The 26,831-nt window shown below is 37.3% G+C and carries 26 protein-coding genes and 1 pseudogene; 2 read left to right on the top strand and 25 right to left on the bottom strand.

All coding sequences use genetic code 11. The features are described from left to right. Positions 1–183 precede the first annotated feature (183 nt). The 14 genes from V7068_RS08715 to V7068_RS08650 all read right to left on the bottom strand — a co-directional run bounded on the left by V7068_RS08715 (position 184) and on the right by V7068_RS08650 (position 17,552). On the bottom strand, positions 184–966 hold the full coding sequence (locus V7068_RS08715) for an enoyl-CoA hydratase/isomerase family protein (protein WP_403149844.1): 783 nt from the start codon (positions 964–966) through the stop codon (positions 184–186). Between the two features lie 19 nt (positions 967–985). After that, complete coding sequence (locus V7068_RS08710) at positions 986–2,185, bottom strand: thiolase family protein (RefSeq protein ID WP_499712321.1); 1,200 nt, start codon at positions 2,183–2,185, stop codon at positions 986–988. A 13-nt stretch (positions 2,186–2,198) separates the two neighbouring features. Continuing rightward, a complete protein-coding gene (locus tag V7068_RS08705) occupies positions 2,199–3,347 on the bottom strand; it encodes an acyl-CoA dehydrogenase family protein (protein WP_252293882.1) in 1,149 nt (382 codons plus the stop codon). Further along, positions 3,344–4,159: a 3-hydroxyacyl-CoA dehydrogenase family protein gene (locus V7068_RS08700; RefSeq protein WP_499712319.1), complete on the bottom strand. Its 816-nt coding sequence runs from the start codon at positions 4,157–4,159 to the stop codon at positions 3,344–3,346. The genes V7068_RS08705 and V7068_RS08700 overlap by 4 nt, the downstream gene beginning before the upstream one ends. A gap of 18 nt (positions 4,160–4,177) precedes the next feature. Then, on the bottom strand, positions 4,178–5,071 hold the full coding sequence (locus V7068_RS08695; protein ID WP_499712325.1) for a 3-hydroxyacyl-CoA dehydrogenase family protein: 894 nt from the start codon (positions 5,069–5,071) through the stop codon (positions 4,178–4,180). 2 nt (positions 5,072–5,073) lie between these two features. Next, complete coding sequence (locus tag V7068_RS08690) at positions 5,074–6,690, bottom strand: long-chain-fatty-acid--CoA ligase (RefSeq protein WP_499712317.1); 1,617 nt, start codon at positions 6,688–6,690, stop codon at positions 5,074–5,076. Between the two features lie 18 nt (positions 6,691–6,708). Beyond that, positions 6,709–7,968, bottom strand: a complete 1,260-nt coding sequence (locus V7068_RS08685) for an MFS transporter (RefSeq protein ID WP_499712315.1) — start codon at positions 7,966–7,968, stop codon at positions 6,709–6,711. Positions 7,969–7,991: 23 nt separating this feature from the next. Further along, on the bottom strand, positions 7,992–9,140 hold the full coding sequence (locus tag V7068_RS08680) for an acyl-CoA dehydrogenase family protein (protein ID WP_127759539.1): 1,149 nt from the start codon (positions 9,138–9,140) through the stop codon (positions 7,992–7,994). 494 nt (positions 9,141–9,634) lie between these two features. Continuing rightward, entirely contained in the window at positions 9,635–10,939 is a 1,305-nt protein-coding gene (locus tag V7068_RS08675; protein WP_499712313.1) for a (Fe-S)-binding protein, read from the bottom strand. Then, complete coding sequence (locus tag V7068_RS08670; protein ID WP_499712311.1) at positions 10,940–12,343, bottom strand: FAD-binding oxidoreductase; 1,404 nt, start codon at positions 12,341–12,343, stop codon at positions 10,940–10,942. Between the two features lie 22 nt (positions 12,344–12,365). Next, positions 12,366–13,073: a FadR/GntR family transcriptional regulator gene (locus V7068_RS08665; RefSeq protein WP_499712309.1), complete on the bottom strand. Its 708-nt coding sequence runs from the start codon at positions 13,071–13,073 to the stop codon at positions 12,366–12,368. A gap of 415 nt (positions 13,074–13,488) precedes the next feature. Beyond that, a complete protein-coding gene (locus V7068_RS08660; RefSeq protein ID WP_499712308.1) occupies positions 13,489–15,159 on the bottom strand; it encodes a sigma-54 interaction domain-containing protein in 1,671 nt (556 codons plus the stop codon). Between the two features lie 171 nt (positions 15,160–15,330). Next, positions 15,331–16,059: a GDSL-type esterase/lipase family protein gene (locus V7068_RS08655; RefSeq protein WP_499712306.1), complete on the bottom strand. Its 729-nt coding sequence runs from the start codon at positions 16,057–16,059 to the stop codon at positions 15,331–15,333. Between the two features lie 212 nt (positions 16,060–16,271). After that, positions 16,272–17,552, bottom strand: coding sequence for an L-lactate MFS transporter (locus tag V7068_RS08650; protein ID WP_499712323.1), 1,281 nt, complete (start codon positions 17,550–17,552; stop codon positions 16,272–16,274). A gap of 1,084 nt (positions 17,553–18,636) precedes the next feature. Here V7068_RS08650 and V7068_RS08645 point away from each other — a divergent pair. Together V7068_RS08645 and V7068_RS08640 are read left to right on the top strand one after the other, a co-directional pair. Continuing rightward, complete coding sequence (locus V7068_RS08645) at positions 18,637–19,101, top strand: MaoC/PaaZ C-terminal domain-containing protein (protein WP_499712304.1); 465 nt, start codon at positions 18,637–18,639, stop codon at positions 19,099–19,101. 186 nt (positions 19,102–19,287) lie between these two features. Next, entirely contained in the window at positions 19,288–19,479 is a 192-nt protein-coding gene (locus V7068_RS08640; RefSeq protein ID WP_499712303.1) for a hypothetical protein, read from the top strand. Positions 19,480–19,620: 141 nt separating this feature from the next. Here the strand turns inward: V7068_RS08640 and V7068_RS08635 are convergent. The 11 genes and pseudogenes from V7068_RS08635 to V7068_RS08585 form a co-directional block, all read right to left on the bottom strand. Then, positions 19,621–19,884, bottom strand: a pseudogene (locus tag V7068_RS08635) (hypothetical protein); the annotation flags it as partial. Between the two features lie 451 nt (positions 19,885–20,335). Beyond that, entirely contained in the window at positions 20,336–20,812 is a 477-nt protein-coding gene (locus tag V7068_RS08630) for a hypothetical protein (protein ID WP_499712301.1), read from the bottom strand. After that, positions 20,809–21,630, bottom strand: a complete 822-nt coding sequence (locus V7068_RS08625; RefSeq protein WP_499712300.1) for a YfjC family protein — start codon at positions 21,628–21,630, stop codon at positions 20,809–20,811. The genes V7068_RS08630 and V7068_RS08625 overlap by 4 nt, the downstream gene beginning before the upstream one ends. Positions 21,631–21,699: 69 nt before the next feature. Next, complete coding sequence (locus V7068_RS08620) at positions 21,700–21,888, bottom strand: hypothetical protein (RefSeq protein WP_499712298.1); 189 nt, start codon at positions 21,886–21,888, stop codon at positions 21,700–21,702. A gap of 244 nt (positions 21,889–22,132) precedes the next feature. Continuing rightward, on the bottom strand, positions 22,133–22,462 hold the full coding sequence (locus tag V7068_RS08615) for a GIY-YIG nuclease family protein (protein WP_499712296.1): 330 nt from the start codon (positions 22,460–22,462) through the stop codon (positions 22,133–22,135). A 287-nt stretch (positions 22,463–22,749) separates the two neighbouring features. Beyond that, positions 22,750–23,196, bottom strand: coding sequence for a hypothetical protein (locus tag V7068_RS08610; protein ID WP_499712294.1), 447 nt, complete (start codon positions 23,194–23,196; stop codon positions 22,750–22,752). 19 nt (positions 23,197–23,215) lie between these two features. After that, positions 23,216–23,479 (bottom strand): DUF4176 domain-containing protein, encoded by a 264-nt coding sequence (locus tag V7068_RS08605; RefSeq protein ID WP_499712292.1) that lies wholly within the window; start codon positions 23,477–23,479, stop codon positions 23,216–23,218. 6 nt (positions 23,480–23,485) lie between these two features. Continuing rightward, positions 23,486–24,163, bottom strand: coding sequence for a hypothetical protein (locus V7068_RS08600; RefSeq protein ID WP_499712290.1), 678 nt, complete (start codon positions 24,161–24,163; stop codon positions 23,486–23,488). Positions 24,164–24,168: 5 nt separating this feature from the next. After that, positions 24,169–25,572 carry a ribonuclease YeeF family protein gene (locus V7068_RS08595; RefSeq protein ID WP_499712288.1) on the bottom strand — a complete coding sequence of 468 codons (1,404 nt, stop codon included), beginning with the start codon at positions 25,570–25,572 and terminating at the stop codon, positions 24,169–24,171. 17 nt (positions 25,573–25,589) lie between these two features. Continuing rightward, positions 25,590–25,868 carry a DUF5344 family protein gene (locus tag V7068_RS08590; protein ID WP_499712286.1) on the bottom strand — a complete coding sequence of 93 codons (279 nt, stop codon included), beginning with the start codon at positions 25,866–25,868 and terminating at the stop codon, positions 25,590–25,592. Then, on the bottom strand, positions 25,831–26,235 hold the full coding sequence (locus V7068_RS08585) for a YwqH-like family protein (protein ID WP_499712284.1): 405 nt from the start codon (positions 26,233–26,235) through the stop codon (positions 25,831–25,833). Before V7068_RS08585 ends, V7068_RS08590 begins: the two co-directional genes overlap by 38 nt. Positions 26,236–26,831: the final 596 nt, after the last annotated feature.

Here is a 26,831-nt window from a genome sequence, read left to right as displayed (position 1 = left end):
AGGTTGACTATATTCGATAGTTTTAGTCAAATATTCTACTATTATTTAGTGGAATTTACTGTATTAACATGAGGATATTTGAAATGGATATCGAAATTCCCAACAGGAGCTCAAGAATTTTATGATTTATCAAACAATAGGAAAGACCATTCCCTATTATAACGGAATGGTCTTTTTATTTCATTACTTCGATAGAAATACAGGCTTTCTTTTTTCAATAAAGGCCGCTGTTCCTTCTGTTTTATCTTCTGTAGAGAAGAGAACTGCTTGAGCAAGGCGCTCAATCATGAGTCCTGTTTTCATATCAACATCTGAGCCTAAGTGAATCGCAATCTTCGCAAGCTTCACGGCAAGAGGACCTTTAGCTAAAATTTGTTTCGCTGTTTCTTCTACCTTAGCCTTTAAATCAGCAAGTGGAACGACTTCAGACACTAAGCCAATCTGTTTCGCTTCTTCCGCTGAAATAAATTTCCCTAGTAAAATCATTTCGATTGCTTTTCCTTTCCCAACTAGTCGTGTAAGTCGTTGGGTTCCACCAGCACTTGGAATAATCGATAAATTTAATTCCGGCAATCCCATTTTCGCATGATCTGCAATTAGGCGAATATCACAAGCCATCGCTAATTCACAGCCGCCGCCTAGCGCAACCCCATTAATCATCGCAATTGTCGGTTTTTCATACGATTCAATATAATCATAGACTTCTTGCATTCCTCCGGCTTGTAACATATCCAATGATTGACGCGCATTCAACTGGTTAATATCAGCGCCCGCTGCAAAAGCTTTGTCTCCTTGTCCACGGAACACGACACAACCGACTTCGCGATCGTTCTTTAGTTCTTCTAGTGCTTCTACAATCTCCGCTAACGTTTCCTTACTTAGTCGATTTCTTACTTCTGGTAGATTAATAATGATATAAGCTAGATTTCCCTCTCGTTCAACTACAATTGTTTCATAAATGGTCATTTCGATTCCCCCTTTCTCATCATGAATTAGTTTGTAGGTTTTCAATAAGAATCGCCATACCTTGTCCGCCGCCTATACAAAGAGCTGCAACTCCATAACGTCCGCCTCTTCGTTTTAATTCATGCATTAATGTCACGACAATACGTGCACCTGTTGCACCTAGTGGATGTCCTAGTGCAATTGCTCCACCATTTACATTGCATTTCTCAGGATCAATTCCTAGCTCTCTCTGAACAGCTAGCGCTTGTGAAGCAAAGGCTTCATTTACTTCAAATAAATCAATATCGTTAATTGTTAACTCAGTACGTTCTAATAATTTTTGAACAGCTGGTACAGGCCCAATTCCCATAATTTCTGGTGGTACACCAACCGCTGCCCAATCTACGATAGCTGCATATGGTTGAAGATTTTGAGCAGCTGCTTCTTCTTCTGACATAAGTAAGACCGCTGCTGCTCCGTCGTTACGGCCGCATGCATTTCCTGCTGTAACCGAACCATCTGGTTTGAAAGCAGGTTTCAGTGTTCCTAGTTTCTCTAATGTCGTTTCTGGACGTGGATGTTCATCTGTGTCCACAACAACCGTTGAGCGCTTCACTTGAACCGTTACTGGAGCGATTTCCTCACGGAATACATCTTGTTTAATTGCTCGATCCGCACGCTGTTGGCTTTCATAGGCAAACTTATCTTGATCTTCTCGTGAAACGTTATATTTCTCAGCAACATTTTCTGCTGTTATCCCCATACCTAATTGATAGCCGTACGTCTCTTGAGGCTGTTGTCCATTTTCTTTATTGGAATCGACTAGCTGAGTCTGATCGCCGCCAAAGCGTGAACCGCGAATGAAAATCGGTGCATTACTCATGCTTTCTGTCCCGCCTGCAATGACAACTTTCGCCTGACCTGATTGAATTTGTTGAACACCTGAAGCAATAGCTTGCATACCAGATGCACAAAGACGGTTAACGGTGAAAGCTGGTGTACTTGAAGGAATACCTGCTCGCAGTGCGGCAACACGAGCAACATTGGAAGCTTCTGACGTTTGACGAACTTCTCCTAAGATTACTTCATCCACAATTGTTGGAGACACATTCGCTTTTTCTAGTACACTTTCAATTACTCTTGAAGCTAAGAATCCCGACTTTACATCTTTTAATACCCCGCCATAACGTCCAATTGGTGTACGTACTCCATCAACAATAACAATTCGATTCTTTTTCATTTTTTCTTCCCCCTTAGTTATATTCTTTATTTAATTGACCAATGATGATATTTTTTTGAATTTCTGATGTCCCTTCATAAATGCGTGTGATACGGGCATCACGATAAAAACGTTCAATTGGGTAGTCCGCGATATAGCCGATGCCGCCATGTATTTGTACCGCTTTATCGGCAACACGATTGTATACTTCTGAACCAAATAATTTTAACATCGCTGCTTCTTTAATAACTTTCTTCCCTTCATCGACCATCTGGGCCACGCGATATGTAAAGGATCTTAGAGCCTCAATATCAACAGCCATTTCCGCTAACATATGGGCAACAGCTTGATGCTCAATAATTGGCACATTAAATTGAATACGCTCTTTGGCATACATCATCGATAAGTCAAGTAATTTTTGAGCAGAACCTAAATTTCGAGCGGCTAAACCTGCACGACCATTGGCTAAAATTTTAAGTGCATTGACATATCCTTGTCCTTCTTCACTTAACACATTTTCAACAGGTACTTCGCAATCTTCCATAATGATTTCTGCGGAGTGAGATCCACGCAGACCCATTTTTCGCTCGACAGCTCCTACATGAAAACCTGGAAAATCTTTTTCAATAATAAAAGAAGTAATTCCTTTCGCACCTTTTGACGGATCCGTTACAGCCATCACTGTGAATATATCCGCTTCGGTAGCATTGGTAATATAATGTTTCAAGCCGTTTAAAATATATTTATCACCTTTTCTAACAGCCGTTGTTTTCAAATTCGTCGCATTCGATCCTGCTTGCGGTTCTGTTAAGGCAAAGGCACCAATTCGATTCCCTGCAGCCATATCGGGCAAATATTTTCTCTTTTGCGCTTCATTGCCCATCTCGACAATTCCAACCGTACCAATTCCCGTATGTGCCCCAATCAGTGTTGTATAGCCGTTATGTGTCGCACCAATTTCTTCGTAAAGGGCGCATTTTCCGACCATGCCAACTCCTAGTCCACCATACTCTTCTGGGATGCTTAGTCCAAACAGCCCCATCTCTTTAGATAACTGAACAATTCTCTCCGGAATGCGGTCTTCTTCTTCAATTTGCATCGCAACCGCTTCTACTTCTGTTTGAATAAAATCACGAACATTCTTTTTTAGTAATTGAATATCTTCACTGATTGCTAGACTCATAATTTATTGCCCTCCTTGTCATATCTGTAAAATCCACGACCAGCTTTTTTGCCAATCCAGCCTGCTTTCACATATTTTTTGAGAATTGGACAAGGACGATATTTCTCCCCTAATGTTGCATATAAATATTCCATATTACGTAACCGTGTATCAAGGCCGACTAAATCAGCTAGTTCAAGCGGGCCCATCGGATGATTCAAGCCTAACTTCATCGCTTTGTCGATATCTTCAATAGACCCTACACCTTCCATGACCATATTCATCGCTTCATTTCCAATTAAGCAATTCATTCGACCGGCAGCAAAACCAGGAAATTCATTGATTTTCACACACTCTTTACCTAGGCTTTGTCCAAACTCCATACTCGTTTGGATCGTCTCTTCACTTGTTTCAAGTCCACAAATAACTTCAATGAGTTTCATCTTATGAACAGGGTTAAAGAAATGAAGAGCGATACATTGACCCGGCCTAGATGTTTGTGAAGCAATTTCTGTAGGACTCATTGTTGATGTATTCGTAGCGAGTATAGCGTGTGGAGGAGCAAATGTATCAAGTGCTTTAAAAATCTCCACCTTTAGATCCATCAGTTCTAGTACAGCTTCAATCACTAAATCAGCAGATTTTACCGCTTGTTGTAAATCTGTTTCAAACTGAATGGACACAGAATCTGTAAATTTGCGAATATACGTTTCACATCTCTGTAAAGATTCTTCACTTACATCTTGTACGACAACATCATATCCTGCCTGTACACAAGCAAGAGCAATTCCTCTCCCCATCGTGCCTGCACCAATTACTGTAATGTTCTTCATTTCTCTCTCCCCAATCACTTAGACTCTTTGTTCAATGCGTTTTCCGTTCTCATCGTATTCATAAAAACCTTTACCCGTTTTCTTGCCTAGCTCCCCTTTTTCTACTTTCGCCGCTACAACAGCCGCTGGTCGGTCTTTCTCATCACCACTTTCTGAGTAGCGTTGCATCCGTACAAAGTAATTCACATCAATACCCGTTAAGTCCATAAGAGCAAATGGTCCAATTGGATGATTTAGTGCCTTCGTCACAACAAGGTCGATTTCTTCATGTGAGGCATAGCCATTTTCATATAAGAAAACCGCTTCATCCATTAACTTTCCAAGAATACGATTCGCAATAAAGCCCGAAATCTCTTTCTTTAATAACACTGGTATCTTACCAATCGATTTAATAAAATTGACGCTCTTTTCCGCTGTTTGATCAGATGTATGCGGTCCTTTTACGACCTCAACTAGATCCATAACAAGCACAGGATTAAAGAAATGAATGTTACATACTTTCTCAGCACGACGAACGGAATCAGCTAACTTAGAGCTTACAATAGTCGAGCTGTTCGTTGCTAAGATCGTATGCTCTGGCACAATACGATCTAGCTGCTGGAACAACGATTGTTTCGCTTCTAACTTTTCAACAATTGCCTCGATAACTAAATCACTAGTTTGTAAGTCTGTTAGTTCCGTTGTAAACGTAAGCCTAGCGAATGCGCTTTCAACCTGTTCTTCTGTAAATTTCCCTTTTTTCACACGTCTTGCCATTTGTTCTCTTAGAAAAGCTTCGGCCTTTTGTAAGCTTTCTATTGCGATATCTTGTAAAACGACTGGATATCCGCCAAGAGCCGTAACCATCGCAATTTGTGACCCCATCGCTCCAGCTCCAACTACTCCTACTTGTTTAATTTCTTGAGTTCCCATCATCAGTTGCCTCCCTTTTCCATTTCTTCTTTAACTAATAGACGTTTTAGTAATTTCCCTACACCATTTCGCGGTAATTGATCTCTTACTTCAATGACTTTCGGAACTTTGTATGGCGTTAATTTTGTATAGCAATACCCTCGAATTTCGTCAAGATCGAGTGTACAGCCATTTTTCGGAACAACATAAGCTTTCACCATTTCGCCATTTTCTCGATCAGGTATTCCGACAACGGCCGCTTCCTGAATATCTGGATGTTCATACAAGACTCCTTCTACTTCCTGAGGATAAATATTAAATCCACCTAAAATAATCATTTCCTTCTTTCTTCCAACAATATAAAAGTAACCTTCCTCATCCATCGTAGCGAGGTCTCCTGTGTGCAACCAGCCATTTTGCAACGCTTGGGCACTTTCAGACACATTATTCCAATACCCCTTCGTCACTTGAGGTCCTTTAATCAAAAGTTCGCCTACCATATTGGCACCAAGCTCTTTATTATCTTCATCCACAATCTTACAATCCGTTTCAGGTACAGGAATACCGATACTCCCAACCTTGTGTTCTCCATTGATTGGTGTACGGTGTGTAGTTGGTGATGTTTCTGACATACCGAACCCTTCCAAAATAGAGGCTCCTGTCAGCTCTTTAAACCTATGAATAATTTCTACAGGCAAAGGAGCCGATCCTGACGAACAAACTTTTAATGATTCTAACCCCGAAGCAGCCGCATTCGGATGATTAACAAACGAGATATACATTTTAGGCACACCTGGAAACATCGTTGGTCGATGTTTTTTTACTTGTTGAAGAACTTGATCTACATTAAACTTCTCAATGACTAGCAACCTAGCACCTAAATAAATCCCTAGATTCATAGCAGCTGTCATCGCATACACATGATAGAGAGGAGTTACAGTTAGAACCGTTTCTTGCCCAAATTCCACTCGTTGACGATATAAAACAAAGCTTTGATAGACATTTGCAACTAAGTTATAGTGCGTTAACATCGCACCCTTCACTTTCCCTGTCGTTCCCCCTGTATACTGAATAATTGCAACATCTTCTACCGGGTTAATCGATGCAGCGTGTTGAAGCGGAGAAGTTGACTCGATTAATTCATTTATCGAGTCCCCCCATCCAATTTCACAAGCATTTACAGTTGTCGATAACGTAATATGCTTAAAAGAAACGACTTCACGAATCGTATCAACCGTTGCGACAGAACGAGCATCTACCACGATATAAGCAACATGAGAATCTTGGACAATTTGCAGCAATTCTCTCGGCGTATAAGCAGGGTTGATTTGAACAACAATCGCTCCTAGTGCATGAGCTGCATAATAGGAAACGATATAATCTGGATGATTCGTTACCATAATGCCAATTCTATCTCCCTGCTGTACCCCCTTATTCATCCATGCTTGAGCTAAACAATCCACTCTTCGCTTAAGTTCTTGATACGTAATTTCTCGATCCTCAAAAATAATAACCGGCTGTTCTCCAAATCGCTGAACAGAGGCTTCAAGCATGTTATATAACGAAATATGAGGAATATGAAACGTATCTTTTATTTCTTCATAATATTTGTTCCACGGCTTTACTTGTTCCGTTTCCAAAATTACCTCACCCTCCTTTTACGATCCAACCTGTTCCGATAACTCTGATTCGTCTGATTGAACTTGCTCAGTAGGTCTGACGAAAATCATAAACAATGCGGAGAAAATAAGAACAAGCACAGCCATAAAGGCAATGGACAGGTTATATCCAAATATTTTTGTAGCTGCTATATTCACAATAAAACCTGTTAAAACAGGGGCAACGATACCAGCCAAGTTACCGGAAGAAGTTAGAATACTTGTCATAAGCCCACGGCGTTCCGGCATTTCATTAATCATAATCGTTGGACCAATCGGCAGAATCGCATACGTAAGTCCTTTCGCTAAACACATCGCGATAATGACCCAAATCGGATTATGGAACACTAGAATGGATAACATACCCAACGCGCCAATAAACATCGCGCCACCCGTCACATATACACGTGACACTTTCCAATTTTGGTTTTTCTTAAATAAAGCATCAGATAATATAGACACTCCCATATAAATTGCAACAGACGCAATACCGATGGCCGCTACTGCAAAGCCCATTTGTCCATTACTCATTCCTGTTACTTCAACAAGGTAAAGTGGTAACCATGTCGCCAACCAGACAACGATGAAATACGTTGAAAAATAAGCAAATGTCGTAAATAAAGCGACGCGTGATGTAAGGATATACTTGAGATCTTTTAATTTAAATTTTTCAGGGGCAGCCTTCTTCCTAGCTTTTTCATACGCTTCCACTGGTGATTCTTTCGTTAAGAATTGGAAGGCTACAGCCCAAACAAGACTTGCAAGACCTAGTGCAGCAAAAGCATATTTCCAGCCCCACGCTGTAATCATTGCCACAAGAAGAGGGGCAACAATCATCGCGCCAACTGTCGCTCCAGATACAACAACAGAGTTCGCAAATCCACGTTGCTTTGGAGGGAACCATTTATCTGCATGACTATAAGCGACAGGACTGAATGGTCCTTCAAATGCACCTAATAAGAGGCGATATACAATCAATAATGGAAGGGCTGTAATGGCGATTACTCCGAACTGAAGGACAGCCCATGTTAACATTAGAAACCCTAATACTTTTTTGGCTCCTACTTTATCTGCCCATGCTGCACCAAAAATTCCAGTAACAGGATATAACCAATAATAAGCGCTTCCAACAAGTCCCCACTCTGCATAGGATAGCTTGAAATCTTCCATAATTGGAACCGCTGCCAATCCAATGATCGATTTATCTGCGAAGTTAACAATCATACCCAAAAACAATAAAAAGAGAACTATCCAACGCATACCTTCGCCTCACTCTCTAGAGATTAATTTTCGTCAAGCACGTTTCTAGAAATAATCAATCTTTGGATTTCATTTGTTCCTTCATAAATTTGTGTAATGCGGGCATCGCGGTAAAAACGCTCCACTGGATAATCGGATACATATCCCATTCCGCCATGAATTTGAACCGCTTTATCTGCCACTCGATTAAAGACATCCGATGCAAACAATTTAGCCATAGACGACTCTTTCACTACTTTTTTCCCTTCATCCACCATATGTGCTGCTTTTAGCATTAAAGTTTTCGCTGCTTCTGTTTCCGTCGCCATATCCGCTAGCATCCATTGAATCGCTTGGTTCGAGGCAATCGGTTTTCCAAATTGAATTCTTTCCTTCGCATATGCGGCTGATAATTCAATTAATTTTTGAGAAGATCCAACTGCTCGTGCAGCCAACCCAATGCGGCCTTCGCTAAGAATTTTTAAAGCGGCCATATACCCCATTCCGACTTCACCGATAACGTTTTCCTCCGGAACTTCACAGTTTTCGAAAATTAATTGTGCGGTATATGAACCACGCAGCCCCATTTTTTTGTCTTTTTTACCAATTGTAAAACCAGGAAAATCTTTTTCTACTAGAAAAGCCGTAATGCCACCTTTTGCTCTTTTATCTTTATCTGTCAGTGCAAAAACCGTAAAGACATCAGCAATCGGTGCATTTGTAATAAAATGCTTTGTTCCGTTTAGAATCCATTTATTCCCTACCTTTTCTGCTCTTGTCGATAAGTTGGTTGCATCTGATCCTGCACCTGGCTCAGATAAAGCAAATGCCGCTGTCTTTCTGCCTGTCGCAAGCTCCGGTAAATATTTATCCTTTAAAAATGGAGAAGCTAAACGAACTAGTCCTGTACTTCCAATACCTGTATGAGCACTAATCAACGTAGCAAATCCGTTATGTGTTCTTCCTAACTGCTCCAAAACTGCAGCTTTTCCAACCATTCCTAATCCAATTCCACCGTATTCTTCAGGGATACTCATTCCGAATAATCCAAGTTCTTTTGCTTGCGCGATTAAATGCTCCGGAATTCTATCCTCTTCTTCAATTTGCTGCGCAAACGGCTCCACTTCATTTTCTACAAAGTTTCTAACCATTTGTCTAATTTGCTCAATTTCTGGGTTTACTGTCGTAAACATGTCAATCCCTCCTAATAATTTGGAATACTATATACATAATGCAAGAAGTGTGCCAAAAGGAAATCCCTTGAATTCCCTCATTTTTCCTAATCTACTATTCTTTGTCGATTTATATTTGAATCAAAAACATAGATTACTGGCAGATTCTCTCGATTCAAAAATGAATCGACATTTCATTTTTGAATCACACAATAATTGTTGAAAAAACAAGTTTCAGCTCATATTCGCTCAGCTCCATGAAAACATGATTTTGCACGATTAAGCCAAAAATCAACAACTTCCTGCACAACAGCTTTAAATAAAAAAAAGCCTATCTGATAGGCTCCATTTCAAATAAAACTATTATATTTTCCAGTCACAGCAAGTTGACTCTATATATGTTCAACTTGTTACAACGACATAAGAATGTTTATTTAAATACGCTGTTAATCTCAACAAATGCACAGTGATTATCAATACATACAAAAACATTCCTGCTCAGCATAGAAATATCCTTACTTTACTCCAGCAGCATCAGCTAAATATTCAATAAGATGAAGAGCTTTGACAGATGAAGATAAACTTTCTCGCTCAATTCCTAATTTCATTTGAAGGAGACAGCCAGGATTTGTTGTAATAATGACAGTCGCTTTTGTTTCTTTCATATGCTTCATTTTTTCATCTAGTATTTTCATAGATTCATCGTAATTCACCATATTATAGATTCCTGCTGAACCGCAGCACATATTTGCTTCCTTCATTTCAACAAACTGTATACCAGGTATTCCTTTTAACAGCTGAACAGGTTCCGCCGTTACTTTTTGAACATTCGTCATATGACAAGACCTTTGATAAGTGACTCGCTCATTCTCTCTTATTTTTAAGTCTGGAACTCCTCCACAAGAGATGAGAATTTGACTAATATCTTTTGATTTAGCAGAAAAGACAGACGCTCGCTCCTTCCATTTCGGTTCTTCCTTAAGAAGATGAGCATATTCATAAAGCATCGCTCCGCATCCGCCAGCATTATTCACAATATAATCCGCTTCTATTTCTTCAAAAGCGATAATATTTCTTTTAGCCAGCTCCTTAGCATCATTCATTTCGCCTGAATGAGCATGTAAAGCACCACAGCATGTTTGCTTATCCACTACATAGACATCACAGCCGGCTTCAGCCAATAATCGAATGGATAAATCATTAATTTTATGAAACATCGCATCCATAATGCAGCCTGTAAAAAAAGCAACCGTATATTTACGCTCTCCTTTTGCTTTTACATATGAATAAGAGTGAGCACGTTGTTTCGGTGATGCAGCTTTTGGCATAATCGCTTCAAATTCGCCTAAATGATGAGGAAGCTTATGCAAAAGTTTGGACTTTCTCATCAGCTTTTGTACTCCTGTTTTTTCATAAAGCCAAAAAGAATGACCCGTAAAGTTCATTAAGCTTTTGCTCGGAAAGACTTTTTTAAACATCATTTTTCTTACTAGACGAGTTGGAAAAGAAAAGGTTTTTCTCTTAACCAAGGCCGCCCTTGCAGATTCTAAAATACTTCCATACTCTACACCTGTTGGACAGGCTGTTTCACATGCTCTGCAGCCTAGACATAGACTAAGAGGCTCCTCCAAGACAGATAGATCTGTGATTCTTCCTTCGCCGACCATCTTTACGAGATTAATTCTGCCGCGTGGAGAATGAGTCTCCTTCCCCATACTCATATATGTAGGACAGACAGGGAGACAGTAGCCACATTGAACACATTGGTTTGTCTTGTCATATTGAAACTCCTGACGTAATTGCTCCATTGTTTCATTCATCTACTTCAACTCCAATTTTTGTCCTGGTTCAGGAAAAATCTTCCCCGGATTCATGATATTATTAGGATCCCACGCCTTTTTAATCCGCTTCATCATATCTAACCCTACTGTTCCAAGCTCCATTTCCATAAAAGGGGCCTTCATATTACCAATTCCATGCTCACCCGATAAAGTACCTCCAAGCTCCACTGCTGCCGTGAAGATTTCAGCTACCGCCTTCTCTACCCTCTCCATCTCCTCTGCATCACTTTTATCACAAATAATATTAGGATGCAGATTTCCATCTCCGGCATGACCAAACAGCACTAAGTGAACTTGATAGCGTCTCTTAATCTCTTGAAGCCGCTCACACATTTCAGGAATCTTACTTCGCGGAACGGTAGCATCCTCGGAAATTTTTGTTGGCTTGATTCTCACAATCGCAGGCGATACAAGCTTTCTTGCTCTCCAGATTTCCTCTTTTTCCATATCATTTTTCGGAATTTTAACCTGACTCGCACCAACAACATAGCATAATCGCTCTGCTTGGATAATTTCATCTTGTAACGCTAAAGGATGACCATCTAATTCTAATAAAATAATCGCTTCCGCATCCTTTGGAAGTCCCATCGGTTGATAATTTTCAACAGCAATAATCGAAGCTTGATCCATCAATTCCATCTTAGACGGCAAAATACCTGAAGAGAGAATGTTAGAAATAGCTCTCCCTGCATCTACTAGGTTGGAGAAGATAGCCATTAGAGTAGCAGTAGCTGGAGGTTTCGGAATAAGCCGAAGAATCGCTTTCGTAATAATGCCAAGCGTCCCCTCTGAACCTACGATAAGCTTCGTCAAGTCATAACCCGTTACATTTTTCACTGTTCTTCCGCCAGTTTGAATAATTTCCCCTTCAGGTGTAATGACTTCAAGACCAATCACATAATCTTTTGTGACTCCATACTTTAACCCTCTTGGACCTCCTGAATTCTCCGCCATATTCCCTCCGATAGTAGACACATGCGAACTGCTTGGATCAGGCGGATACATCAATCCCTTCTCCTCTGCCGCCTTATGGATGGCTGACGTTAATACACCTGGTGAAACAACTGCGACAAGATCTTCTTCATCAATGTCCAAGATATCATTCATCACGGATAGATCAATGACAATTCCTCCTTGTACCGGAAGCGGTCCACCGCTTAATGAAGTAGATTGGCCACGCGGATAAATCGGAATGCCCTCCTGATTAGCAAATTTCACAAGCCCCGCAAGTTCTTCCACATGTTTCGTTTGAACGACGGCATCCGGAAGATACGTACCAAAGGAAGCATCGAACGAATAACTATACCGGTCATGTTCATCCAGTAACACTCTGCCAATTTGTACAATATGATTAATCTCCATAATCTGATTGGATGTAAGCATTTTCAATTCTCCTCATCTTCCTCTAAATAAAGTCCTTTATAAAAAGGCCTAGTTTTTTCTCTGCATTCCTTAAATGAATGGAACATTGAACACGTGCAAGTTCCGGTTCTTCAAGTTCAATCGCTTCAACAATACGTTGATGTTCCCTAAATACATTTCTTCTTTTATGCGCTAACTCTGTATTAGGCTGAAGGGTAATACTCAACGCTTTTTCATATAATACCGAAAGATTTTCAATGGTCTGTATCATAATGGGATTATGAGTAGCACGGACAATAGAACGATGAAAATCAATATCTGCCTCTATGCCACTTTTTCCTTCTTCTACAGATTCTTTTTCAAGCTGGTGTAAAATCAACTTCATTTCCTCTAGTTCTTCCGGTGTTCTTCTTATCGCAGCGAGATAAGCTGCTTCCGGCTCAACCGCTTTCCTCATTTCAAATAGGAATTTAATACTTTGAACATCATTACTTTCAACTTTAATTCCTTGCAGCAAAGCTGTATTCGTCGATTCTTCAACATAACTCCCTCCCCCTTGCCTAGAAGTGATGACCCCAGAAGCACGCAGAACACTTAAAGCTTCTCGAATTGGCACTCGACTTACTCCAAATTGACTTGCTAATTCCATTTCAGTCGGCAGCTTTTCCCCGGGTAAATATTTTCCTTTCTCTATCATTTGCAATAATTCTCTAGAAATAATCTGCGAAATCTTTTCTTTTGGAGACATCATTTTTTACCTTTCCCGCTTTATAATTTTGGATAATTTTGTAATAATTATATAAACTTGTCATACAAATTTCCAGCTTTATTTAAAAATTTTTAGATAAATATTATATAAGTTACAAAAAACCAATAAAAACTCTATCGTCCCTGATAATTTGTCATACAAATTCTAAGATAATTAGGAGAGTGAGGCTATATAAATCCAAATTGATTTTCCCACATCATTACATCCTATCTAGCTGGCGGAGCAATTTCTGCAGATTAAAAATAGTTTTTAAAATATCATGTACGAACTAAAGGCTGAAACCCTTAATAAATTAAGAATTTCAGCCTTTTTAATTTAATGACATATAAAGTGAAATTTCCATCGGTGGGAGTCTTACTGCCCGTTAAGAGTGGGATAAACAAAATCAACTCTCGCCCTATAAAGAAAGATTATATTTCTTTAACTTTCTAACAACAGTAGGTTGGCTCGTATCTAGTCGCTGTGCCAATTCATATGTTGTCGTACAATGCTCCATAGCACATACAATCGCTTGTTTTTCAGCTCGCTCAATTGCTTCTTTTAAAGTTACAGAATCTAAAGATATAGATGAAGAAGATAAAATATTTGTTTGATATTCTGAAGGTAAATGTTTAACGGTAATGACATTGTCTTGTGTCAGCAATACAAGTCTTTCAACTAAATTAGATAGCTCTCGTATATTTCCCGGCCAATGATATTGATAAAGAAAAGACCTAAGCTCTTCACTTATACTTTTATTCAGTTCATATCTCTCATTCATACTTTGTAAAAAATACGAAACTAACGGTACAATATCTTCTCGTCGTTCAGCTAAAGGAGGAATCGAGATGGGAATCACATTTAAGCGATAAAATAAATCTTCTCGGAAAGTTCCATCCGCTACCATTCCACGCAAATCCCGGTTTGTCGCTGCAATAATTCGAACATTGATTTTCTTTGACTTAACTGCACCAATTCTTTGTACTTCACGTTCTTGAATGACCCGAAGCAGTTTAACTTGCAGATTCAGCGGCAATTCACCTACTTCATCCAAAAATAGAACGCCCATATCCGCTAATTCAAACAATCCAGGTTTCCCTTGTTTATTAGCTCCCGTAAACGCACCGCCTTCATAGCCAAACAGCTCTGATTCCAGTAAATCAGGAGGAATCGCCCCACAGTTCACCTTAATAAATTTACCTTGCATCCTCCGATTACTTTGATTGTAAATAAACTTCGCTAAAACATCCTTTCCGACCCCAGTTTGTCCTAAAATTAAGATGGTTGTATCGACATTCAATACACGTTCAGCAACCTCATACAGCTGTCTCATCTTTTCACTATTAATCACGATTTGAGAAAAGGCGTTTTCTTGATTTCCTTTTAATCGTTCAATTTCTTTTTGATAGCTTTTGTTTAACTCATTAGCTTTTCGAAGGGCTGTTTGCAGTTCCATTAGTTCTGATAAGTCCCTTATATTCGTGACAACCGCTTCCACTTCTCCATCATCGTTAAAAATCGGGCTACCTGTTAATAACGTTTCTTTCCCTGCTCGATTTGGCTGAACAAGGGAAACACTTTTTTTCTGTTCAAGTACCCTCTGACTAACCGATGATTCTAAAATCCCTCGTTTAATTAAATCATCGACGTTCTTTCCTATGTAATAATGTTTTGGAATACCCGTTATTCTCTCAATAGCAGAGTTTGTCTTAATTGTTTTCCCTTCGCGATCCGTGATATAAATACCATCATAAGAATTTTCAATAACGGCATCTAAATGTCGATTCATTTTTTGAAGGACATCTATCTCGTTTAATATATAATCAATTTCTTGTGAAAAAACTCCAGCACACATGTATCGGTCTTCACTAAGCCTTTGTATGATGAACACACAAGAGAACTCTCTCATTTTCCCCAGTGCCAAACATCGATCCTTAGAGACGCTCCATTCAGAAAATACATCGCTCACATGTTTATCACAAACCTCTATACCTAATTGTTGCTTCATCACTTCATTTACTTCAAGAATTTCCCCGGATTTGTTCGTTATAAACGTCGGGAAAGCTACATCTATTCCCACTATGTTCATGCGTGCACCCCCTTCCATAAATTGTAACACAAATATTTTTCCAAATACTACAAATATATTATTTTAGTAAAATTGCATCGTATACGATAAAGTAAAACTATATAAGAGATAAAATCGTCAATAAAAAAACCCCTAACTTAACATTAGAGGAGAACACAACGGATATACTGATTACTTTTTATAAATCACTTTCCAAAACTCGTTTGCTATTACTTTATATCCGGATTTACTTAAATGAATATTATTAGGGTTGGGAAGATACGTTTTAGCCTTCTTTTGAATGACTATATCCGTCGCTACATATGTATCTTTATTCTTTTGCGCAACAGACTTAATTTGAGCATTCAGATTAGTTAACAGCGGTAACATGGCCTCTTGCTGCTCTTGTGGATAATAAACGAAAGGATTGTAATATCCCATAACATACACTTTAACCTTTGGATTCAATTTATCAATCGTACTAAGAATAGTCTGCAAATTAGCACTCACTTCAGGAATTGCCTCCACAGCGGTGGCTGGATCTGTTTTAAGCTTAGCTAAAAGATCATTGGCTCCAATATCAATTGTAATATGAGTAGCTGCTTTTATCTCTTTTCTAATCTTGCTGCTTTTCAAAACATCATTTTTCAGCTGAACAGATGTATACCCTGAAACACCAAAATTATCGTAATCCACTAACTTATATAATTTACTACTCTCAAACTTTGAAGCTACATAATCGGTATAACTATAATCCAGAATTCCATCCGGTGTTATTCCTGCTGCTAACGAATCGCCTAGCGCTACGTAATCTACCGTTTTAACCTTCGTTGTAGTCTTTGTAGCGTTGACAGGAAAGGATACACTAACAACTAATGTAATCGCTAATAATATACCTATCACTTTCTTTAAATGATTCATAAACGCCTCCTATATTATTATGTTTAACAATATATATTTCGCGTTTTCTCGTCCAAATCCTACTCAACCAAAAATTTTTTACTAAACCAAGAAAAGACACTACCCAAGTATCTCCCATCTCATGATAAGGAAACTACATGGATAATGTCTTAATTAATTATAAATCAAAACTTTACTGCTGCGGATTAAAGTCTAGAAACATCTAACTGCCATTATGAAGTCTTTCTTGAAGCCTTTCCTACCGGTTGTTCATTAACTACTTGTTGCTTCATTTGGAATTTCTTAATGTCCATTTTAAGCCAAATTGAAATGATAAAAGCAACCGTAATTAATCCAAAGAACGTATAGAAAACAGGAACATAGCTGCCTGTACTTCCTTTAATAGCGTTTACTAATATCGGTCCAAACACTCCACCTAATGACCAAGTTGTTAATAGATAACCATGGATTGCACCAACTTCTTTTGTTCCGAATAAATCTCCAGCGAAAGCAGGAAGATTAGAGAATCCTCCACCATAACAACTAACAACTAATAAAATCAATACTTGGAATATTAAAACGTTTGTTGTAATTGGTAGTAATAAGAACGCTACGATTTGAATAACAAAGAAGACGATGAAAACATTTTGTCGACCAAGATAATCAGAAGCTGCTGCCCAACCAAGTCGACCGCCACCATTAAAGATTCCCATGATCCCTACTAGAGCAGCGGCGCCAGCAACTGATAAGCCAACTACCTCTTGAGCCATTGGAGAAGCGACCGAAATCATCATAATCCCCGCACTCGTATTAATAAGTTTCATTGCCCATAGCATCCAGAAATGCTTTGTTTTCACTGCTTCTCTTGCTGTTAATTGTCGTAAATCTTTCTTTACTTCTTTTTTACCAGTGTCAATAGCTTGCTTCATTCCCTCTGGCATATAATTTGCCGGAGGCGGTGTGATGTAAGAAGCACCTAAAAACATCAATACAAAATAGCCTGCACCTAAAATAAAATACGTAGTTGAAATACCTACAGATTGCATAAGGTTAGCGGCTACTGGAGCTGTAATAAGAGCACCTGCACCAAAACCAAGTACAGCCATACCTGTTGCTAATCCTCGACGATCCGGGAACCATTTAATCAGTGTTGATACTGGTGAGATATATCCAATCCCCATTCCAAGACCACTTAATAATCCATAAGTTAACCAGTAAAGTGTTACTGAATCCATCATGACAGCTAGTCCTGAACCAGCTTGTCCTGCACCGAAAAGAATTGCGGCTACCATAGCTGATTTTCGCGGACCATTCTTTTCAACAAATTTTCCAAAAAAGGCGGCAGACGTTCCTGCAAGCGCCATCATTATTGTAAATGCTACAGTTACTTGTGTGGCTGTCCATCCCATCGTTTCAACTAATGGTAGCTTGTATACACTGTAAGCGTATGCACCACCAATTGAGAGATGAATCGCAATAGCCGATAAAGCAATTAACCATCTGTTTTTCATTATAGTTCCCCCTTGTTCCCATGTATCATTTTCTATTTCCCCAAAAATAGAAAATATAGAAAATACTGAAAATTATGAACGACTTCTATTTTCCCCAAAATAGAAAGATTCCTAAATCCAATGATTCCCATTTCCCCCAAAATAGAAAAACTCTTGAATTCATTTCAATATTTCCTTGAAATAAAACATAACATCTTTCTCATAAAAAAATCAATAAAAAACTTTACCAGTATTATTACTTTTTTTAGAATCGGCCCCCAAAAAGTGGTTGCTCGTACCGCTCAAACTACTTTTTCGCAATACTTTAAATACAGTGTTTCAAATGAAAAAGGGATAGACCTTCTCCGCATTTTTTAAAACAAGTTTATAGCGTTTCATATCAAAAACCATTCTGTTTTATTACATCCACAACCTTATCAATAGGCTCAACAACCATGATAACTCTTTATTTTCCTCTGCATCTTCTTATACACAAAAAACGATGTAACAAAGTTTTTGTGCAGATTTATTACAGAAGATCCCTTTACTACTGTGATATGAGTAAGTTTGAACAAATAACTATTCATTCCCTCCCTACATATTTTCTGAAAAAGAAAATGAAATTATACACCTTGTTGTATATCAGTATAATAATCATTACAACAAGGTAAGATAATAAATTTTCAAATAACAATTTCATTCACCTTCCCTTGTCAAATTAATCACTGTAGTAGTACAAAAAATAGTCGTATATTCCATGACTTTTATAATCAATAATCATAATTGACACTTAAAATTATATTAGAAAATTATGTAATTTATAAAAAATATTACAAAAAAGTTCTATTTATCATTTCAACAGACAATTCATTCATATAAAGAAGAAATGAAACTGTTGATATATCAGGCATTTTATTCCTTTATATTAAATTCCCCCGTATTCTTTCCTTATTTATTAACAAAAATATTAATTAGAAACCCAATCTAAAATTAGTATTTTACTAACGTAAATTTTTAATTTAAACTTATAGTTGTAAAATATCGTATTAAAAATAAAATGTGTAACATGTTACATAACACACCAAACAAAAGAACGGAGAGAATCTTAATGTTTTTCGAAGAATTTAAACTTGGTCAACGTTTTCAATGTGAACCTATTTTAATGACATCAGAAGAAATTGCCGATTTTGCAACGAAATACGATCCTCAACCAATCCATGTCGATCAAGAATATGCTGAAAATAGCATGTTTAACGGAATCATCAGCTCTGGCTTTCTAACTCTTGGTAAGATGTGGGGACAATGGATTCGCTTAAATAAATTAGGTGAGGAATTCATTGTTGGGAAAGGTCTTGACTATGTTAAATTTACAGCACCTGTTAGAAAGAATGATGTGTTATATACAGAAGTAGAAGTTGTCAATTTAACACCAGCATCAAATCCTGGCCGCGGCAAAGTCACCCTCAAATTTACTATGACGAATCAATATGAAGAAGTCGTACTATTAACAGAAATAACTGTATTATTAAAAACAAAAGAATCAAGTAACACTAGACAACTCGTGACCGTGTAAAAAAAAGGTTGTCCCGAAATGAAAAGGGGCAGCCTTTTTCCTTATATATCTCCTCCCTAATCATAAAATCAACGGATTAGGGTATTTTTTTTAACTAAAGCTGAAATATGTTTCAATTTATATAAAATTCAATTAAAATTTGAAAAGGAAGCTAGTCCATTTATTTTACTTAACGGAGGAACAGACATGAAAGAAATTATTCAAGAGTGCTTTATTGACGCGTTAGGAATGCCGCCAACAGACGAGCAAGTAGACAAAGTAATCGAGCAGCTGCCAGCTGAAATTATCGCTCTTTCAGAACAACACGGAGCAAACGATGCAGACGTAAGAGAAAAAATCTATGTTTGGGTGAACGAAAACATTAATGACTTTCTATAAGCATTAAAATAGGCTGTCGAGGAACCTCTCAGCAGCCTGTAAAGAATCTAGACTCATTAAGGGTTTAGATTCTTTTATTTTCAAATTTAATCGTTGGAATCATTTAGCGAATTTGGGAACAGTTCAAGCCCCTACGCTCCTTTACGCCATACTCTCTGACTCCACTGTATGATAATAAATTTTATACATCATTTCTTGAGCTTTATTTAGAACTCCTAAACCAACAAAGCCTGTCTGAGTCACATCAGGAAACTCGGGCGTATTTCGGTCCCCTAATACCGTAATATTCCCTACATATAAACTTCCTTTAAATTTCTGACTATAAAGCGGCTCTCCTTTTACACGAATATGATTAACTTTCGCTATTTCATTGCTGTAATAGGAGTAAACCTCTTTTTTTGAGGTCTTCTTCTTTAATTTGTTTTATATTAATTACTTCATTTTGAGTCCCTATCATTATCTTCGCTATTTGTTTGAAACGCTACCAAATATGGATCTAACGAATAAAAAAGAAATAGATAAAGTCTTGCCGTGGTCATCTAGTTTACTCTCAGCATGCAGAGTTCCGATAAAAAGTGAAGCAAACAAAACATAGTCCCGAAATACACCATCCATCTAGTATTTGGGGGCTACTTAACGTTTACGCAGTAAAAATGACAAAAAGGAGAGCCGATCACTGTGATCACTCTCCTTTTTTCTATGACATAAATCCTTCGTGAACTATCCTTATGAAATAAGACTTTTCAGAGCATCATCCAACTCAGTCTCTTCTCACCAATGCAGACGTAATTAGAATTTCTGAATTCGATATCGAGGCTACGAAGAAGCAGAGGACCATCCCCCTGCTTTGTTGCTGTCATTTAAATATTTCTATATTCTTATGATTACTGACATATTGTTTTAAAGTATTAAATATCTCCATCTGTTCTTTCTTTGTTAAAACGTAATAAGTTGGAATAAGTACCGTTTTTTTATCCTTGCAACGAAGAGCAAATGCCAAGGTCTTGACCCCTAAAATACCAGTAGGTGCTCGACTATCCAATTCAATCTTTATAATGTCTTTTCGAATGATCTTCTTATCTGCCACCATAATCTTAGTGGCATCATATGAAAACATCGTTGGATTTTTGAATAATACATATATTAATAGTACCAGGATCCTTCCGAAAAATAAGACACCCCCAGCAGCCGCAAGAAAGAAAAGTACCTTACGAGGAGCAATAGCATCTGAATTAAACGCCGGATAAAGTAATGATACGGACAACGACACTATAAAAAAAGCAATGAAAAGGCGTCCTAGCGCAACGATTTTACGATATTTAATTACCTTCATAATTCACCTCGCATGGATGTAATAAGACGATTAAGCATACCCTGCCAATCTGACTTACTTAGTGCCTGTATCATCAATTGAGGATCCTGATTTTTATCTAGGTTTGAATTGTGAATGCTCCAAGTTCTTTCATGCCCGATCAGTAGTAAATAAACCTCTTTAAAGGCAGGCAGCTCATTTTCTTCCGTTTTAATGAGTGAAATATTTACGAAATTGCCCTGCTGTTGTTTATAATCCTGAACATACGTCTCTAATGCTAGTGAATTTTCTCCTAATAGACGACCTGAATGGATAATAGAATTAAAATCCTCATTATTCTCAAGGCTTTCATTTAATAAATGAAAGTCTTCCTCATTACAGGAGAAGGATAAGTGATTTGCACTAAGATTAAAATTGGGTTGAAAGAATGTCGTCAATTCCTCTTTTAATCTTTCACTGTTGATATAGTTTAATATATGGATAATTTGATTAGAGACTAAATGGTAGACTAAGCCATTTTTACCTTGATGAACGGTTAGAACAAACTGGCCATTCTCGTTTTCATTATAACATCGAATCATATATGCAGAGCTGGCCATATCATCTAGCAAATCTTTGAACCCGTCAACAAAAGAATCGTCAATGCTGTCTTCATTTAAATTTAATAATATCCCTTTTGAGTAGAGACTTCTTGCAGCAGTTTGAAGTACCATTTCCCAGCTTTCTTCTGATATATCACCTAAGTTTTCCCTCAGCATGCCCGCTGCCATACCATCATAACCACAGTATGCTAATGAAAAACTTAACTCTTCAAGAGTAATAATATATTGTTGTTCCATGAGAATTCACACTTTCTAATATGTTTGTTAAGTTTTTTCTAAAATAGATTCTCTCTTATATATTAAAGACTATTTAAATAGACCTTTTGCCCATTCGAAGCCTTTTTTGGCACCATTACTCATTTTCTCTCCAGTTTCTTTGATAGCTGTTCTTGGTCCTTTTCGAATGACATTCTCGGAGAAACCAGCTACAGCATCCCCTACCCAAGCATCGGCCGCACCACCGATAAAGGCACCCGCGGCTGGATTAAGAGGCACTTTGGATTGAGAAGATACATGAAAAAAGTGAGGATATGTGTTTCCGTTCTTGGAAGATATATTATTGCTTAATACATCATTTGGGCTTTCTCCAACATTATTCCTTGTTGGAGGTTGGCCCTTTTTCTATGAGAAAAAACAATTATTAGCGAACGGTTCCTCGCGCTGTTCGCTATTTATGGATTTTCTCACTAAACCCATTAAAATCAGGACAGTAAATCAAATGGGAATAGCAATGACAATCTCAAGAACCTAAATTTCGGTATGGGCATTGCCCGTTGAACGAACGAATTGTTTCACTTGCTAATGCACACTCTTCTTTATTTTCAAAGGTATCATAATAAAATACCTCTCCATGTTCACGCACATAATCGATATGCCACCTGTTCTTTTTCTCCTGTGTTAAATGGCGCTTCATTCGATGAGCGATATTTTTCTTGGCACTCCCTACATAGATATATACACCCTTTTTGAAGAGAAATGTGCCTAATTTGCCAACCATAATAGTTTGGTCTACTGGTAGATTGATAAATAATCTATATGTCGTATGATTTGGGTTAATCTGTAGGTCCATTCATTTACCATCTTCTTTTTATAATATATTATCCATCTAATCCATTAAGCTGTACATGCTGTATCAGATGAGGAGCAGTAAGGGATGATTACTCATTATACAAAACTTGGGGATTACGATAAAGATAAAAACTAGAGGAGTAAGAAGGGGGTATTTAAGTAATAAATTTATTTGCGATACAGTAGTTCTGATAATCCATCAAGTACTTTATCAGCATAATAAGAGCCTTCCATAAAAGAAGGCTGAAATGTTGTTAATCCTCGAATAAATCTTCCATTGTCATTTATTTATCGCTTCAAAGGTTGTCTATTTAAAAATTCAATCACTTTATCAGCGTCATCTGTACAATATACGGTATTTTTAAAGTTTAATTGTGCCTGGTCCTCAACTTCCATATAATCGCTCATAGAGAGCCAACCAAATAACTTTTTCCACTTATGGTCTTTCTCTAACTGTTTTATTGCTTCATTTATCTCTTCATGTACAATAAGGTTTATAATAAAACATGGATTAGCTGAGCTAACTGGAGAATAATGCTGATCTAGCATTTGAAGCTGCTCGGGGTACCATTCATTACGAGTAATATGAGAAACCACGCCGATATTATTTACTTGATCCATTATTTTTTCTGATAGCTCAAAGAATTCTTCTTCGTCCATTTCATCATCTGTCATGATGGCTAAACTGTACAAGTCTTTATCTACATTCTCATTATTCTTTTTCTTAAAAAACAAAGCTCTTCCTCCTTATGCTTTACGCTTGTTGTAAAACATGTTGAAATTCATTTTCTTCCTTATCCGTAAAACCGTAAAAGATAATTTCTTCAATATCGGAATGATTGAATACGTACGAATAATCCGGATTAATATAGCCTTCAGGATAGGGAACAGCAAGATAATCATACATTTGCTCATTCTCTTTTAGTAAAAGCTGTTTTCTCCCATAAATCATTAGCTTTTTCGTACCACCTTTTACTAAAACGATTGAACCGTTTGGTAGGTACTTTTGTTCAGTCATATATCGTCACCCTTTTGTCATAGAATTATATTTTTTGATTAACATGAATCTATGCAATTCTAAAATAAAATGCATAATAATTATAGATAAATAAAGCAAGACGGTCATAAAAATGATGACCCCTGTATTCTCGGAAACAACGCTTAACGCTAGATTACATGCTAAGTAGCCAAGTGCAGAAGCTGTACCAGCGATTCCAGCCTTATTCATACGAGAGTTGTTGTTTTTCTTTTTTGATGGAGCTTCCTTTAGTTTGTTAATCTTTGTTTTAAAATGTAAGATTAGGAGGATCACATACCCTAACAATGTAAGAATAAAATACAACGGAGTTTCAAACTGTAATACAGTATATGCATATTTTTGTGTCACTAAAAAACAGCCTAATGACGCTAAACAACCGAAGATTCCACGAATCAGATAATATTGAGTATCTTGTGGCTGTTTTTTTGTAGTATAATGATAGCTTTTGCTAAATCGATATATGCCAGCCCATATATCAAGTAAAATGATAGGTGTCACGATCAATAAAAAATAAAATAAATGGAATGGTGGTGCCAACAAAGGGCCGATAATAAATGGAATAGGAAAAATAAATATTCCAAATAATGTAGTGGAACGATTGTCCATAGTAGGTCGTTCATTTAGATAACGAGTAAGAGCTTTTTCATTATATGGTTTTGTCATGCTGTCTATTTTAACCACCCCGCTACAGTTCCAATCGATTTCCAAAATCCATATTTTACCATATCCTTAATGCTATCATCTTCTCCATCTTTATTCGTATCCGTATTCCATTTGACTCCTTCTGTAAAATAAGTTAATCCAACAGATGCAACAAAACCAGCAGCGGCTACTGCAGCAACCGGTGCAGCTACTGGGAGAACAAAGATTGTTAGTCCAGCAGCAGCTGCTGTTGTACCTACGCCAACTGCGATATCACCTAAAATATCACCAGTAATTTTCGTTTTTGATGCGCCTTCCTCTACATTTGATTTAGTATCAGAGAATACATCAAGTCCGATACTCGCTGCTGTTAGACTACTTTTTAATGCTGCATGGGCCGCACCTTTGACGTTTGCAAATTCAGCAGCTTTTACATAATTGCCTCTCTTCATTTGATCTTTAATATTTGTACGGTCGTATATTTTATATTTAGCACGTAGTCGTCCTGCAGGTCTCTTTTTCCTTTGAATGACTTTTCCATCGGTAATTTTTATCTTCTTATCGTTTCGAATGACTTCGTATCCTTTGAACGTTTTGGCAATGGTCTGACTTACAGCAATTGCTTCGCTGGACGTACCAAACCAATTCATCCCTGCAATAGGTGCATACGGATCAAATTCAGTAGGGTGGAAACCTGCATCTTTTGTATCGTTTTTTACCGTAGAGTCACTTAATAGAGATGTTACAGGAGCCGTTGTTTCTTTTACTTCCGTTTCTAATTTGGAGTAAATTGGTTTTTCTTTGAGCTGATTAATATTATAACTTTCGATACTTAACTCTCCACTTTTAAACATTCCTTCAATTTCACTAATATAATTTTTCATCAATTGAATGTCTTGTTCCACCGTATTAAGTTCATTGGTTTGAGTAGTGTCAAAAGTATTTAGATCTCCAATGGTTTGATTTATTTCTTTATCTGCTCTCTGAATATGACTGTGGAATTGGGCATCACTAAGCCGTGGGGCATAAACAATATCATTCACCTTATCCATGGTACGATTCGCTTCATCCACAAGATCAGTTGTCACGAGTTTTATTTTATTTAGGCCATTTGTTAGTTCACCTTCTAGAAAACTTTGGCGAATAAAACCGCTTGGATGTGATTCTAATTCAGTAGCCGCTGCTTTTATTTTAGTAAGAACTTTTTCATAGTTTTTTAAAGTAAATTGATAAAAGGATAAGATCGGGACATGCCAATCTTGATAAAAGGCACGTATCGCTTTACCGCCTTTACCGTTAAAAGAATCATCGAGACCTGAAAAGTTGTCAATTGAATTTTCAAGTTCTTTAAGCTGATCCATTTGTGATTTGATTTTCTTTAGTAAATCTTCGATACCATTATGTAAAGGGTGAGAATCAAGTGTCTTCATGAGATTGCCTTTACCTCCTAACGTGCCTTAATTGAGGATGAGATGTTTTGATCAGCCTCTTTTAAATGTTGTAAAGACCTTATAACGGATTGATTGTTTTCTTTTAACACTTTTTTATAACTTTGACCTACTTCTTCTAACATGTTGTTCAATTCATTTAATTTATTGACAACTTCTAACTCATTTCCGCTAGCTATTTCTTTCATTAAGGATGTCTCAAATGTATCTGAGGCATTTTCTATTTTGGAGATTGCATCTTCAACATCTCCATAACGAACTTTCATCTCCTGGGTCATAATTTTCCGCCCTTTCTTTTCTTTCTTCCATTTCAAGCCGTGCTTTTTCAGCTGCAATACTACTTTGCAAAGATTGAATTTCAGCATTTATAGACTCGATTTTATTTTCAATTGTCGTAATTGCGGTGTTCAATTGTGTTTGAGAAATATCTTTATATGAAAAGGAGATGTCTTCACGAACTTCTAGAAATTTATTTGCTAACGTCCCTTTCCACGTAGTAGAAGTAAGCTCTGGATCTTTGATTAGTTTTTGATTTTGAATAAACTCACTCTGTAAACCGTCTAACTCAGAGACACAATTTTTTAATCGTATAAGCTGTTCCTGTTTCTCACGAAGTTCTGATTGCAAATATGATAAATAGGACAATAATTTCAGCCCCTTTTTAATAGTTTATTCCGATATGAATGATGAAAAAGTCATGCCCATTTATACATGGTACCAAATGGAAATGTTTTAAAAAATGGGTCTATAATCTTAAATTTTTTAGATGCTAATAGATATGGTTCAGGAACTAAAAAACCCTATAAAAAAGGTAATTTATAAAACATTTACGATCCTTCACTTTATAGATTTTACCGGAGCAAGAAAAGTGGAAGTACTTGCTTTGAATTGGTCAGATATTGATTTTATCAATAAATCTATATCATTTAAGCAGACAATGGTTGTAAAAAAGGGCTGAAACTCTTACATATAAAGTAAAGGGAGGTACTTCTTTTACTTTATATTCCTCTTTAAGTACGTTTTTAATATCTGTCTCAGTAATATCATCGCGATATGATAATTCCGCTAAACGATTACGGTCCATTTCTTCTTCATTCGTTCACCTCTAACTCTGTATCATCTTGAGAAGTTCCACCATACACAGTTTAACAAAGTGACATCTAATTAACCCCGTACTTTTCACCTAATGTATATCAACTGCCCTGACAAGTAAGTAGAGCCAATGATACAGCAATAAGGGT

Origin of the sequence: Bacillus sp. JJ634 (assembly GCF_036962285.1) — a bacterium.
GTDB classification, from domain to species: domain Bacteria; phylum Bacillota; class Bacilli; order Bacillales; family DSM-1321; genus Peribacillus; species Peribacillus asahii_A.
Note: the sequence above shows the minus strand (reverse complement) of the source record. Positions and strands in the feature narration are given on the sequence as shown.